Source organism: Pedobacter terrae (assembly GCF_900100705.1).
Classification (GTDB): Bacteria; Bacteroidota; Bacteroidia; order Sphingobacteriales; family Sphingobacteriaceae; genus Pedobacter; species Pedobacter terrae.
In genome coordinates, this window is sequence record NZ_FNCH01000015.1 from 13,243 (window position 1) to 27,458 (window position 14,216).

At 37.5% G+C, this 14,216-nt stretch carries 15 protein-coding genes; 3 read left to right on the forward strand and 12 right to left on the reverse strand.

The window, feature by feature from the left end:
- Positions 1-75 precede the first annotated feature (75 nt).
- Entirely contained in the window at positions 76-429 is a 354-nt protein-coding gene (locus BLR60_RS17300) for a HesB/IscA family protein (protein WP_090502095.1), read from the forward strand.
- Between the two features lie 152 nt (positions 430-581).
- Positions 582-1,811 carry an ABC transporter permease gene (locus tag BLR60_RS17305; protein ID WP_090502097.1) on the forward strand — a complete coding sequence of 410 codons (1,230 nt, stop codon included), beginning with the start codon at positions 582-584 and terminating at the stop codon, positions 1,809-1,811.
- A 137-nt stretch (positions 1,812-1,948) separates the two neighbouring features.
- Here BLR60_RS17305 and BLR60_RS17310 read toward each other — a convergent pair whose 3' ends face one another.
- From BLR60_RS17310 to BLR60_RS17330, 5 genes are read right to left on the reverse strand one after another with little or no spacing between them, the layout of a single operon-like run.
- Positions 1,949-2,692 (reverse strand): tyrosine-protein phosphatase, encoded by a 744-nt coding sequence (locus BLR60_RS17310; protein WP_244155688.1) that lies wholly within the window; start codon positions 2,690-2,692, stop codon positions 1,949-1,951.
- Between the two features lie 14 nt (positions 2,693-2,706).
- Entirely contained in the window at positions 2,707-3,264 is a 558-nt protein-coding gene (locus BLR60_RS17315) for a hypothetical protein (protein ID WP_090502101.1), read from the reverse strand.
- A complete protein-coding gene (gene galE, locus BLR60_RS17320; protein ID WP_090502103.1) occupies positions 3,265-4,287 on the reverse strand; it encodes a UDP-glucose 4-epimerase GalE in 1,023 nt (340 codons plus the stop codon).
- Position 4,288: 1 nt separating this feature from the next.
- The gene (locus tag BLR60_RS17325) at positions 4,289-5,278 is read right to left on the reverse strand and encodes a UDP-glucuronic acid decarboxylase family protein (protein ID WP_090502105.1); all 990 of its coding nucleotides are present in this window, start codon (positions 5,276-5,278) and stop codon (positions 4,289-4,291) included.
- 1 nt (position 5,279) lies between these two features.
- Positions 5,280-6,590, reverse strand: coding sequence for a UDP-glucose dehydrogenase family protein (locus tag BLR60_RS17330; RefSeq protein WP_090502107.1), 1,311 nt, complete (start codon positions 6,588-6,590; stop codon positions 5,280-5,282).
- Positions 6,591-6,723: 133 nt separating this feature from the next.
- Here BLR60_RS17330 and BLR60_RS17335 point away from each other — a divergent pair, with 133 nt between their 5' ends.
- Entirely contained in the window at positions 6,724-7,971 is a 1,248-nt protein-coding gene (locus BLR60_RS17335; RefSeq protein ID WP_090502264.1) for a 3-deoxy-D-manno-octulosonic acid transferase, read from the forward strand.
- Here the strand turns inward: BLR60_RS17335 and BLR60_RS17340 are convergent.
- The 7 genes from BLR60_RS17340 to BLR60_RS17375 all read right to left on the reverse strand — a co-directional run bounded on the left by BLR60_RS17340 (position 7,949) and on the right by BLR60_RS17375 (position 13,761).
- The gene (locus tag BLR60_RS17340; RefSeq protein WP_090502109.1) at positions 7,949-8,455 is read right to left on the reverse strand and encodes a gluconokinase; all 507 of its coding nucleotides are present in this window, start codon (positions 8,453-8,455) and stop codon (positions 7,949-7,951) included. The genes BLR60_RS17335 and BLR60_RS17340 overlap by 23 nt on opposite strands.
- A gap of 14 nt (positions 8,456-8,469) precedes the next feature.
- On the reverse strand, positions 8,470-9,480 hold the full coding sequence (hemH, locus tag BLR60_RS17345; protein ID WP_090502111.1) for a ferrochelatase: 1,011 nt from the start codon (positions 9,478-9,480) through the stop codon (positions 8,470-8,472).
- A gap of 415 nt (positions 9,481-9,895) precedes the next feature.
- Positions 9,896-10,570 carry a fatty acid desaturase gene (locus BLR60_RS17355; RefSeq protein ID WP_090502114.1) on the reverse strand — a complete coding sequence of 225 codons (675 nt, stop codon included), beginning with the start codon at positions 10,568-10,570 and terminating at the stop codon, positions 9,896-9,898.
- Between the two features lie 67 nt (positions 10,571-10,637).
- Positions 10,638-11,486 carry a 4-hydroxy-3-methylbut-2-enyl diphosphate reductase gene (locus tag BLR60_RS17360; RefSeq protein ID WP_090502116.1) on the reverse strand — a complete coding sequence of 283 codons (849 nt, stop codon included), beginning with the start codon at positions 11,484-11,486 and terminating at the stop codon, positions 10,638-10,640.
- 12 nt (positions 11,487-11,498) lie between these two features.
- Positions 11,499-12,173 (reverse strand): carotenoid biosynthesis protein, encoded by a 675-nt coding sequence (locus BLR60_RS17365; RefSeq protein ID WP_090502118.1) that lies wholly within the window; start codon positions 12,171-12,173, stop codon positions 11,499-11,501.
- The gene (locus BLR60_RS17370) at positions 12,143-13,240 is read right to left on the reverse strand and encodes a glycosyltransferase family 2 protein (protein ID WP_090502120.1); all 1,098 of its coding nucleotides are present in this window, start codon (positions 13,238-13,240) and stop codon (positions 12,143-12,145) included. The genes BLR60_RS17365 and BLR60_RS17370 overlap by 31 nt, the downstream gene beginning before the upstream one ends.
- Positions 13,237-13,761 (reverse strand): 1-acyl-sn-glycerol-3-phosphate acyltransferase, encoded by a 525-nt coding sequence (locus tag BLR60_RS17375; protein ID WP_244155689.1) that lies wholly within the window; start codon positions 13,759-13,761, stop codon positions 13,237-13,239. Before BLR60_RS17375 ends, BLR60_RS17370 begins: the two co-directional genes overlap by 4 nt.
- Between the last annotated feature and the right edge of the window lie 455 nt (positions 13,762-14,216).

Below are 14,216 nucleotides of genomic sequence, written 5' to 3' on the forward strand. Positions count from 1 at the left end.
AGTAATATTAACTGACTGTTAAAAGCAAAAATGTACATTATTATTTATATTTGTAACAGATAAAATTTAAATAACATGAGCACAACAGTTGATACAGCATTTGCACCAGTTACTTTTTCTGAAGGAGCAGCTAAAGAGTTATATAAATTAAAAGATCAGCAAGAGATTAGCGATGATTACGGGTTGCGCGTTGGCGTAGAAGGCGGAGGCTGTGCCGGCATGAATTACGTTTTAGGCTTTGATCAGAAAAAAGATGGCGACCAGGAATTTCTTATCGATGGCATTAAGGTTTTCATGAACAAAGCCCACCAGATGTACTTAATGGGCATGATGATCGACTGGCAGGATGGTTTAAATTCACGTGGTTTTACTTTCGTTAACCCCAATGCAACCAGTACTTGCGGCTGTGGCACGAGTTTCTCGGCATAAATAAAATATTATTGTAACATATCGTACAGTCCCCTTGTCTAAACATCGGGACTTTTTTTATTTTTACACATAGCGGTTTAAGGCAAAAGGTATAGGGTGTAAGGTTAATCTTCATACTTGATACTCAATACTTGACCTGATACTTACAATAAATGAATTACAGAGAAAACATCCGACTGGCATTAGAATCCATTAAAGCGAACCGCTTGCGCACTATGCTTACCGCCTTAATTATTGCCATTGGTTTAATGGCTTTGGTGGGGATTTTAACTACGCTTGATGCTGTAAAAAAAAGTATGACAGATGCTTTTAGTAGTATGGGCGCCAACTCATTCACCATCAGGAACCGTGGCACGGGAATCAGGATCGGGAATGGGAAAAGACCAAAACCTTTTAAAGCCATTCGTTACGAAGATGCCGTTAAGTTTAAAGATAGCTTAAATACTCCGGCTACTGTTGCCGTGAGTGTTTTTGCCAGTAGTGGCTCCACTATAAAATATGGCAGTTTAAAAACCAACCCAAATATTAACGTTCAGGGAATTGACGAAAATGGTTTGGGCGCTCAAGGTTTAAATCTCTCGCAGGGAAGAAATTTTAGCGTTTCTGAAATACAGTTGGGAAGTAATGTTTGTATTGTTGGTGGCGAAGTAGTAGAAAAATTATTCAAAGATGCAGATCCTTTGGATAAGTTGATTAACGTAGGCAATAACCGGTTTAAAATTGTTGGCATATTAGAGAAAAAAGGATCGAGTATGGGCTTTAGTGGCGACAGGGCTGTTTATGTGCCGCTGCTAAAAGCAAAGCAGATTAATGCCAATGCCAATCCATCTTACACCATTACAGTAATGGTACCTAGTAATGAGATGCAGGAAAACATTATTGGCGAATCTACTGCCTTATTTAGAAACATCCGCAAAGTAAAAGTAAACGAAACCAATAATTTCGAGATCACTAAAAGTGATGCCATTGCGCAAACATTATTCGAAAACCTGGCCTTTGTGGCCATTGGCGGTGTTGCAATTGGTATTATAACTTTAATTGGAGCATCAATAGGTTTAATGAATATCATGCTGGTTTCAGTTACGGAACGTACACGCGAAATTGGTATCCGTAAAGCAATTGGTGCTAATCCAAAAGTAATCCGCCGTCAGTTTTTAATTGAAGCCGTTGTAATCTGTTTAATAGGCGGGGTATTTGGCATTTTCCTTGGAATTGTTTTAGGAAATCTGATTTCCCTGGCTATGGGTGGTTCATTCTTAATTCCATGGTTGTTTATTATTGGCGGCTTTGTACTATGTGTACTTGTTGGCATTCTATCTGGCTATTATCCCGCAAAAAAAGCATCAAGGCTAGATCCTGTAGAGGCGTTAAGGTATGAATAGCCTGGTTCAATAGTTCACCGGTTGCTGATAGTCGCAAAATTTACCCTGTTACAGATCCTGAAACAAGTTCAGGATGACGAAAACGACACTGGCAAGATGCAAAACCAATGAACTAATGCCAAATGAACCAATGAACATTAAAGCAACATGTTATTCAACTGATGTTGTGTAAGCAATTGTTGCATTGAAGGCGTATTGAGACTATCTTCGAGCGCGGCAGCATGTTTTAAATGATGCATATCACTACCGAGGAAATCGATCAGACGTTTGTCTACCATGCTTTCCGCTGCTCTTTTCGCACCTTTACCGTAATAACCTGTTAAAGCAATAGAATTTAACTGGAATAAACAACCTGTTTCTCTAATTTGATGATAATTTTCGAAAGTGTTATGATAATAAGAATATCTTTCTGGATGAGCCAAAACGGGTTTGTAACCAGCATCTTGTATTATTTTTATGAAATCAATAAGGTTTTGAGGCGGGTTGATATAAGAAAGTTCGAACAACAGGTAGTTTTGCCCAAAGGTTAACACCTCTTTCTGCCTGATTTTCTTTTCCAGCGTTTCATCCAAATAATATTCAGCCGCAGCATCAACTTTTAAATGGATTTCATGCTCTTCGAGTCCTTTTCTTAAGCTATCCAATCCACGGTTAATGGTAGCTGGTGTATTACGGAAATAATCAGCCATGATGTGAGGAGTAGCAATCAGTTTTTGATAACCCAAGGCCTCAAACTTTTTAGCAAGCAGCAATGCATCTTTAAGGTCTTTTGCACCATCATCAATCCCAGGAATAATATGGGAATGCATATCTGTCTTAATACCTGAAAAATTAAATTCGGGTGCTATTTTCTTCTTCTTTTTAAATAATCCGAACATCATGATAGGTCATAGCTTTAACTGATCTCTTTTGGCAAATTACTAGCCTCTGCTGCGCCAGCTAATTTAGAGGAATAGATTTTATCAAGCAGCTGATTCAAGCTTTCACTTAAATCGAACTGCAGGTCTTCATGAAGCTTTTTGAATTTGTTAATGGTTACCGCAACTGTTTTAATGTAATAAACACTAAAAAGCATCATAAAATCGCGGTAACCAAAAGTTGATTTTTTATAATCTAAAGGGATGGCGTTAAGAATAAAAAGTTTTAGTTCAACCTCTCCTATAGGGTCTTTTGTCACTTTATAAAAATGATTAACAGAAGTGATCATCTTCCTTACTTTTACCAAAGCCTCTTTGGCATTTAGTTTTTTCAGTTCAGGAATCTGTTCATCAACATCAGCTTTAATCCTTTCTTTGCGATCTTCCAGATCGGTCTCATCCTCTAATAGTTTATAGTGAAGGTGTTCTGTAAGCACTTTGTCTTTTGCTACCAAACGGAGTAACAGCTTGTCTTTTTCTTTAACAGGCAGTTCGGTAATGGCAGTTTTTAAATCTTTGTGCTCCGATAACTTCATTTAAAAAGGATTAGCCTTAATGTATTTTTCCCACTCCCAGGCCGAGCGCATCATCTCATTAATATCGAGGCTAGCCTTCCAGCCGAGTTCTTTATTAGATTTCTGAACGTCGCCATAAATCTGAACAACATCTCCTGCCCTCCTTGGGCCGATTTTATAATCCAGTTTTTCACCGTTTACTTTTTCGAAAGCAGCAATAATTTCTAAAACGGAAGATCCTTTACCGGTACCAATATTGAAAACATCGTAATTACCATTAGGATTTCCATCTTCTAATTTTTTTATAGCCGCAACATGTGCTTTTGCAAGATCTACCACGTGGATATAATCGCGAATAGCGGAACCATCTGGCGTATCGTAATCATTGCCATAAACTGTAATCGGACCGCGTTTACCAATGGCCGATTGGGTAATGAAAGGAACCAGGTTTGCAGGCACCCCGTTTGGCAGTTCTCCGATCAAAGCGGTATCATGCGCACCAACCGGATTAAAATAACGTAAAGCAATTACATTTAAATCAGGTGTTACCGCAGCAGTTTCAGCTAAAATTTCTTCAGCGATTTGTTTAGTATTTCCATAAGGAGATTCTGCTTTCTGCACAGGTGCAGCCTCGGTTACAGGCAAGCTTTCCGGCTGCCCATAAACAGTACAGGATGAAGAAAATACAAAATTAATTTTCTTGTTAAACGAAGTTAACAGGTTAATCAATCCGAAAAAATTGTTTTTATAATATTTTAAGGGTTGCGCTACCGATTCACCTACTGCTTTGGACGCTGCAAAATGAATAATTCCATCAATATCCGTATGGTTTTCTGCAAATTCTTGTACTGCTTTTTCATCGCGGAGATCAATTTCATAAAAATCGAACCATTTGCCGGTGATGGCATGCAGCTGGTTTAAGATTTTGATATTCGAGTTAGAAAGGTTATCAATAATTACAACTTCGTATCCTGCATTGTGTAATTCTACAGCTGTGTGCGAACCGATGTATCCTGTTCCACCAGTAACTAATATTTTTGCCATTTTAACGGTTAAATGTGGTAAAGTCTTTATGATCAATTTTCGCCAAAGCCTCTGGCGGCAATGACTTAAAGTATTCGTAGGTAATTTTTAATCCTTCCGCACGGCCTATTCTAGGCTCCCAATTTAATAGCTCTTTTGCTTTGGTAATGTCTGGTCTGCGCTGTTTCGGATCATCTTGTGGAAGTTCCTTATACACAATTTTTTGCGTGGTGCCAGTAAGTTTAATAATTTCCTCACAGAACTGTTTGATCGTAATTTCATCGGGATTACCAATGTTAACGGGTTGGGCATAGTCACTCATTAATAACCGATAAATGCCTTCAATCAGATCATCTACATAACAAAAGGAGCGTGTCTGACTTCCATTACCAAAAACAGTTAAATCTTCACCCCTTAATGCCTGCCCAATAAAAGCAGGTAAAACTCTTCCATCGTTTAAACGCATTCTCGGTCCGTAGGTATTAAAAATCCTAACGATACGCGTTTCTACACCATGGAAAGTATGGTAAGCCATGGTAATGGCCTCCTGAAAACGTTTAGCCTCATCGTAAACACCACGCGGACCTACAGGGTTTACATTGCCCCAATATTCTTCGGGCTGTGGGTTTACGTTTGGATCGCCATATACCTCAGAAGTTGACGCAATCAGCATCCTTGCGTTTTTATTACGCGCCAATCCTAAAAGATTATGTGTGCCCAAAGAGCCTACTTTAAGCGTCTGAATCGGAATTTTAAGATAATCAATCGGACTTGCAGGTGAGGCGAAATGCAAGATATAATCCAGCTTACCTGGAACGTGAACAAATTTGGATACATCGTGGTTGTAAAATTCAAAATTCTCCAGTTTGAACAGGTGTTCGATATTCGCCAAATCCCCTGTAATCAGGTTATCCATTCCAATAACATGGTAGCCTTCTTTTACAAAACGGTCGCAAAGATGCGAACCCAAAAATCCGGCTGCGCCCGTAATCAATATCCTTTTCTGCCCCATTTTAATCTATCAATTTTCTACCAATACTATTATAATAATAACCAAGATCGATCATTTTTTGCAGATCGTATAAATTCCGGCCATCAAAAACGATTTTATTTTTGAGGATGCTGTCAATTTTATCAAAATCAGGGTTACGGAAAACCGACCATTCTGTTGCAATCAAGAGTGCATCAGCACCTTCCAAAGCTTCATATTGGTTTTTAGCGTAGCTTACCTTATCGCCAATAACGTTTTTGACATTGGCCATTGCCTCCGGATCAAAAACAGCAACAGTAGCACCGTTCTTAACCAACTCATCAATAATATATAAAGCCGGTGCCTCACGGATATCGTCGGTTTCTGGCTTAAAGGCTAAACCCCAAAGTGCAAAATGTTTGCCTTTTATATCACCTTTATAATATTTTAATACCTTATCAACAAGAACTGTTTTCTGTTTTTCGTTAACTTCCATTACCGATTTCAGGATCTGAAAATCGTAGGCATAATCATCAGATGATCTAACTAAAGCCTGAACATCTTTCGGGAAACATGAACCACCGTAACCTACCCCTGGGAAGAGGAAGCGTTTACCGATACGCTCGTCAGAACCTATCCCTTTTCTTACTGCATCAACATCAGCGCCTACGAGTTCGCAAAGGTTTGCAATCTCGTTCATGAAAGTGATTTTAGTAGCAAGGAAGGAGTTTGCCGCATACTTGGTCAGTTCAGACGAACGCTCATCCATAAAAAGAATAGGATTACCCTGACGCACGTAAGGACCATATAATTCAGCCATTAATTTCTTGGCCTTTTCACTTTTTGTACCCAATACCACACGGTCTGGTTTCATAAAGTCATCAACCGCTACACCTTCCCTTAAAAATTCAGGGTTCGAAACTACATCTACTTCAACTGAAGTATTTTCAGCAAAAACAGATTTTACCTTATCGGCAGTACCCACCGGAACGGTTGATTTATTTACGATTACTTTATATTCAGTAATCAATTTAGAGATATCTTTTGCAGCACCCAGAATATAAGATAAATCGGCTGCGCCATCACCACCCGGAGGCGTTGGCAATGCCATAAAAATAATCTGCGCTTCTTTTACCGCATCAACAAGATTGGTGGTAAAGGTTAATCTTCCCTGTTCGATATTTCTGTGGAACAAAAGATCTAAACCAGGTTCGTAGATCGGCACTTGGCCGGCCTGCATCTGTTTTACCTTTGCTTCATTAATATCAACACATATTACATCATTTCCTGTTTCTGCTAAACAGGTCCCGGTAACTAAACCTACATATCCAGTACCAATAACGGCTATCCTCATCTGTTAATTTATTTTTATCAACTATTAACTATACCACAATTTTATTTATTTAGTTTGAATGCCAGGTAAAATCTTATGGCTTTCATATATTTTAAGCTTTTTAAATATATTCGTTTTATCTTGGCACGAAGATATGAAATTACTTTACATCATCGGAATCTGGGGCTATACTTTACTGATCAGGATATTCTCATTATTTAATCCTAAAGCCAAATTGTTTATTAATGGCCGCAAAAATATCTTTAGCTCAATTGCCCAGAAAATTAACCCTGCCGAAAAACATATATGGTTCCACTTTGCTTCTTTAGGCGAATTTGAACAAGGCAGACCCGTTCTGGAAAAATTAAAGGCCCTTTATCCGGCAAAAAAAATTATAGTTACTTTTTTTTCACCTTCGGGATATGAAATCAGAAAAAACTACGCCCTGGCAGATGTTTTTTACCTGCCCATTGATACTGACGCTAATGCGAAACGTTTTATAGCAAGCATTAATCCGGAGTTGGCCATTTTTACCAAATATGAATTTTGGCATTTCTATTTTAAGGAATTAAAAGACCAGGGCATCCCTTTGTATGTAATTTCTGGAATCTTTAGAGAAAGCCAGGCATTTTTTAAGTGGTACGGCGACTTTTACCGCAATATTTTAAAATGTGTGACGTACTTTTTTGTACAAAATAAAGAAAGTGAAAATCTTTTAAAATCAATCGGACTAAATAATGTAACCATAAGTGGTGATACCCGCTTTGACCGGGTTTATGAAAATGCGCAATCGCCTAAACAGCTCAACATTATCGAAAGCTTTATTGATGGCGCGCCTACTTTAGTTTGCGGAAGTACCTGGCCCGAAGATGAAAAAATACTATCAGGCTTGTCTCAGGAATACCCTAATTGGAAATTTATCATCGCGCCTCACGAAACCCATGAAAGCCATATCGAAAGTATTGAAAAGCAGTTTTCAGTGGGCAGTATACGGTTTTCAGTTTTCAGTTCCCAGTTAGAAGTTAACAGTTCTCAAATCTCAGATCTAAAATCTAAAATCTTAATCATTGATAACATTGGCATGCTTTCCTCTTTATATCAATACGGGAAAGTGGCTTATATTGGTGGTGGTTTTGGCACAGGGATTCATAATACTTTAGAGGCCGCGGCATTTGGATTGCCGGTAATTTTCGGACCTAAATACGATAAATTTCAGGAAGCAAAAGATCTTATTGCCATTGGGGCAGGAAAAAGTATATCCTCAACAGAAGAGCTGATTGATGCCTTTAATACTTTTATAGACAATCAACCCTCAGCCGATGCGGCGAGAAAATATGTAGACGATAAGAAAGGAGCAACAGATCAGATTGTTTCGGTAATTACGAAATCAGATCAGCCTTAACAATTTCTTCAACTATTTCGGGGATACTTTGATCGATGGAAACCGTAAATACATCCGGTTCATCTGTTTGTGGTTCTTCCAGGGTTTCAAACTGGCTTTGCAATAAGCTGGACGGCATATATTGGTGAGCACGTTTAACAATCCGATCGTGAATTAAATCGAAACTTCCTTTTAAATAAACAAAACGTATCGATTCATTATCCTCTCTCAAAAGATCCCGGTAAGATTTTTTAAGCGCAGAACAAGCAATGATACAGTTGGCTCCATTGCCAGCATGCTCGCGGCCAACTTTAGCAATCAATTGTAGCCAATCTAAACGATCGGCATCTGTTAGCGGGATACCGGCAGCCATTTTGTCTACATTACGCTGCGAATGCAGGTTATCGCCATCTATAAATTCTGCATTTATTTTTTGCGCCAGGGCTTTTCCAATTACTGTTTTACCACTTCCAGACACCCCCATTAAAATGATAAAATTTGCCATCTTTAAATCTAAAACTATTTAACCATTCCGGCAAGTGCCTCAATAAAAACGGGGCTATCGTTCAAACTTTCTACCAACTGAACATGTTCGCCACCTAAAGCTTTAAACTCTTCGTGGTACTCTACCGTAATTTCGTAAAGCGTTTCCAAGCAATCGGCCACAAAAGCCGGACTAAAAACCAAAAGACGTTTTTTGCCTTCGGCAGCCAATTTCTTTAATACATCGGTAGTGTAAGGCTGTACCCATGGCTCCTTACCTAAACGCGACTGGAAACAAACGGTATATTGATCTTTCGATAGGTTTAATTCTTTGGCAATTAACCTGGCCGTATCATGCCCCTGTGCAGAATAACAAAATTTATTGGTATCGTTTAATGTCTGGCAGCAATCGGCACTTTTTAAACAGTAACTTCCAGTGTGGTCACATTTTAAAAGTTGACGCTCTGGCAAGCCATGGAAACTGAACAATATGTGATCATAATTTTCTACGTGATGTCTCCTGGCGTTTTCGGCAAAAACCTTAATCATTAATTCATTATCGTGGAATGAGTTAATGAATGAGATGGGTGGAACTGTTTGCCACTTGCTCACCAATTCCATTACCAGTTGCATTACCGAACCGGTACTGGCAGAAGCATATTGCGGGAACATAGGTATTACCTGTATACTTTCTACCAAACCTGCTTTTAGATTAGCCAATGCCGATGCAATGGAAGGACTTTGATAACGCATTGCCAATTCAACATGATAATCGTCGCCTAATCTTTCCTGAAGCATTTTGGCCTGCAACCTACTGTAAAACAATAACGGTGAACCATTTTCATCCCAAATCTCTTTATATAACTTAGCTGTTTTTGGGCTACGGAAGGGAACAATAATGCCTTTAACCAATAATGTTCTGTTCAGTTTAGGAATATCAATTACCCGCTCATCCATCAGAAATTGATCTAAGTATTTTCTCACATCGGCTGTTGCCGGACTATCAGGTGTTCCTAAATTTACCAGTAAAATTCCCTTCTTGCTCATCTATAAAGAAATATGTTTTGTGGACGCAAATATCGCCCTTTTTATTGTTTTTTCACTATGCTAAAAATATGATTGCCGACATTTTTAAGTCAAAAAAAGATCGTATTGTTATAAGAAAAGCTAATGCAGCGGTTCTATTTAAGTGTAGTCCTGCCTTCCCTACAATCTTTTTGTGGCCGGTATTGCTATTTTTAATGGGTATACGACAAAAAGGATTTCGTACAGTCAGGTTTATCAACCTGGTTTGGTGCAGATTACAAAAGTCTGCCTGATCCGTTAGTTTTCAAATGTGCTGTCAGATATAACCTGGAAGTTAGCATAATAAGAGATCATCATGAAAATCAAAAGATAGCAAATCCAGAAGGCTTAACCTAGTGTCAGATGGCAAAATGTGGCACCACTCCTAATCATATTGTTATCCTTTTGTTTTATAAAGCTGCCACCAGGGCATTCCTGGTTTTTGATGATGCTCATAGTGATAACCAAAAAAGTAACAGGTTATAAAAGCTACAAAATGGTTTTTCTGTAAAGTATTAGCGTGGTATTCATTATCATGTTCACCTTTGTGCGGTAGATATGTACCAAAATAAAACAACTGAAAAGTGCTTAGTAAGGATGGCAACACCCAAAATAATAACAGATTTTTTTCATCAACCCAAATTTTCAAAACATTGAAAGCTATGGCCATAATGACCAATTGGATAATGGAAACATAATTTAACATGAAACTGAAGTACCATTTCCAAAAGCCATGTGGTGCAAAATCAGGATCGTTTTCAGTATGTACGTAACGGTGGTGTTGATGATGTTTCGCATACAAACGGTTATAAAAAAAACCTGCGTAGATAAAAACGGAAAGATAGCCAATAAAATTATTTGCTTTTTTATTGGGCGATATGGTTCCGTGCATAGCATCATGAGCGGTAATAAACAAACCGGTGTACAGATGCATCTGCACAAAAATCAGGAGATAAACCAAAGGATTGTCCCAGGCAAAATCCCATGTTAACAAAAGATAAAGAGAAATAAACCAACAGGTAATTACTGTTAATGCAACCAGAATTCCGGTGTATGGGTTTGTCTTTTTCAATGGCTTTTATTTTATTCGTCATGCTGATCTGATCACTATCGGATCAGCATGACGCCTACTGTAGAAATTAATACTGCTCCAGAGCGACCTTAACATTTTCCATCAGCCACATTGGTGTAGAGGTAGCCCCACAAATACCTACTTTATCATTTTCATTAAACCAGGTTTTGTCTAACTCTTCTACATTCGAAATGAAATAAGAATTATCATTATATTTTTTACAAACATCGTAAAGCACCTTTCCGTTCGAAGATTTCTTTCCGGAAACGAAAACGATCTTATCATAATGGCTCACAAAATCTTCCAGCTCTTCGTAACGATTAGATACCTGCCTGCAAATGGTATCGTTAGCCTTAACTTCATAACCACGGCTCAATAATTCATCTTTAATGTGGTAGAATTTATCGGTGCTTTTAGTGGTTTGGCTATATAATGTAAATTTAGCAGGAAGCTCAACGTGATCTAATTCAGCTAAATCCTGAAAAACAATGGCTTTACCATCTGTTTGCCCCTGTAATCCAATTACTTCAGCATGGCCATGCTTACCAAAAATAAGGACCTGCTCATCTTCATCATGCGAATTTTTAATCCTGTTCTGTAATTTCAGCACAACAGGACACGAAGCATCTATTAATGTCAGGTTATTTTCTAAAGCCAGTTGATAGGTTGAGGGTGCCTCACCATGTGCCCTGATTAAAACCTTTTCGTCCCTTAAGTTTTTTAATACTTCGTGATCGATGATTTTTAATCCACGGTTGGTTAAACGTTCTACCTCTTCATCATTATGCACAATATCGCCAAGGCAATATAAATAACCTTCGTTATCCAGAATATCTTCGGCCATTTCTATGGCATATACTACCCCAAAGCAAAAGCCTGATGATTTATCGATGTTAACCTGTAAGTTGTAACCCATTGTGACACAAAATTAAGCAAAAATATTTGATCCGGTTGTCATGTATAAGACAACAAAAAAGATTAGCTGCGAGGCAAACATGGCCACGCCTATATATTTCTGCTGTTTTAAGCCTAAGGCATAATAAAACTTCAATAAGATGACGGAAACAATAAACCAGGCCACATAATTTTGAACCGGAATTTCGTGCCAATCCCACTGCCAGTAATTAAACTTCATCGCCACAGGCTCTAAAAAGAAATCAAAACTAACCAGTATAAACGCACCGAGCACCGAAGCTAAAATACTGTGTCTGACTTTCATGCTTTTCATCATTTGCCCAATACTGAAAATAAGGATTACCCAATTTACCCCCATTAACAATGGGACCGCAGCAACTTTGTAACCTAATGTATCGCCGTAATAATAACTGCCAAATATTTTTCCGGTATGCACACCCAATACCTCGACTAAAAAGCCACAGAGAAACACTCCCGAAACGAATAATAATAACCGTTTTACATCTGCATTGTACGAAAAAACAATTACGGCAAACATCAGCAATAAATGAAAAGGGACTAATTTGATAAAATAAGGCTGGGCAGCAGGGATTAAGAATCCAAACAAGCCAACTATATGAAAAACGATAATTATTGCAACTGCAATCCTTTTAACCTTTAAATCGTTTTGATCGTTCTGCCCTTCCATGTGCTCGTTTTAAAAATATGTTTCTTTATAGAAATGAATGAAATGATTAGGAAGAATAACATCTGTAAAGGATGTAGAACCAAATTTATCAGCACATGTTGCCCGGATAAATAAGAGATCATCATTCTGCTTAATACTATTAAACTTAGTGGTAATACAAGTAAAGTAAGATTAAAGTTTAGGATTAAAATTAATGGTCCTATGGTTACCAAAAGCTGGTAAAGTAATAATATTATGATGTTATTACCAAAACCTGCAAGTAAATTTTTACTAAAACCATTTAAACTTTCGCTTAAATTCCTGTACATCCTGCAATAGATCAGTCCGTTGGCCAGAAGCGCTTCTGCATTAAATTTTTCCTGTTTTACCAACTTCATAATCTCCACATCTTCTACAACCTGATGTTTAACCCGCTCATGCCATTGGTTTTCTTTGTAGTGATTGGCATTAAAAAACATACATTGTCCGCTGGCCGCTGCAAATGCTGGATTTTTCGAAAGCTTAACCAAACGCAAAGGCAACAAATTTAATAAGATAAAATGCATTAAAGGCACAGTTAACCATTCGCCTATCGATTTCATCGTTTGATTGGTAAAAACGCTGAGCAGGGTCAGGTTTCCAATTTCCATCCGGCTAATGAGGCTATTGATCAATCCTATTTTAATGGTTTCATCAGCATCAATAAACAAAAGGTATTTACCAGTAGCCAATTCGCTAAGCTGCTGGCAGGCATAGTTTTTTCCAAGCCAGTTTGGAGGTAACGCTTTACCGCTTATTACTTTGAATTGTGGATTGTTTAGGCAAAATTTTTCGACAAGCCCTAAGGTATTATCGCTACTGTTATCATCCAAAACTATAACCTCATAATCGGCATAATCCTGATTTTTTATTGAAACAAGCAATTCTAAAATATTCTCCGCCTCATTTCTTGCTGGGATCAGAATTGAAACCTGATCATGATGGTGTTTCACTACTCTTGGCAGTTTTGGGTTAGAGAGGAAATTGAAAACAGTTACCGAAAACCGGATTACCAAAAAAATTAAAACGGCGTAAATAAGAATTGTCATTCAATTAGCTGATTTTGTTTAACAACCGATTGATCATAATGTTTATTATAAGCGCTTTTTAACAATTGCAAACTTACATACTCCTCATTCTCCCAATGCTGTAGATAAGTATAAGCCGTTGGTTTTCTTTTCGCAAAGAAATCGATAAAGGTGGCAGCAAAAATAATATTGATCTTTTTCTGACTGCCATTTATGATCTGCATTACCCCTTTTTCAAAACCAACGCATTTTAAGTGGTTAGAATACAATTTTCCCTGAGGAAACACCAACACTAAGTTTGCAGGATTATCTAACAGTTTGCCTGCATAATTAAGCGTTTCTAAAATGTCTTTACCTTTATTTTCAGCAGCAAAAGCACCAAGATATTTCAAAAAACCTATTTTAGTGTAGTTTTCGGCATTCACTAAAACATGAAACTGTTTTTTTAATATTTTTTTATTGATGTAAAACAGAAAAAAGCCATCCCACCAGCTGAAATGGTTGGCCAAAATCAGAACAGAAGAGTCAGATTTGGTTTCCAATCTATTATAATTAAATGCAGCAAAATCTTTTTTGATAATAAATTGAATATACCATGAGAAAAACTTGAAAATCAGATTATTTTTTCTGGGCAGATACATTTTGGAAAATTGCAAAAAATTGAGGTGAATTACAAATATCCTTTAATTACAATGGCTTTAATCTCTTTAATAGCTAGATTATAAGTCAGGTTATAAGTTTGCAAAACTCAATAAAGCTTTAATCAGTAAAAACTATAGTCCTCGTTTACAACGAGGATCAGCGAGCCCCATATTTGTAATGTGCGGCAAACGATATTATGACTCATCAATAAGCGATGAAATCGCTGTTTTCATTCATCCTCGTTACAAACGAGGACGATAATCCTATTATAATAAACGAATATTTATTTATATTTACTGTAAATCTCCCAAACACCATGTTATTGGTGGCATAATTTTATCAAAAGATTTAAGTA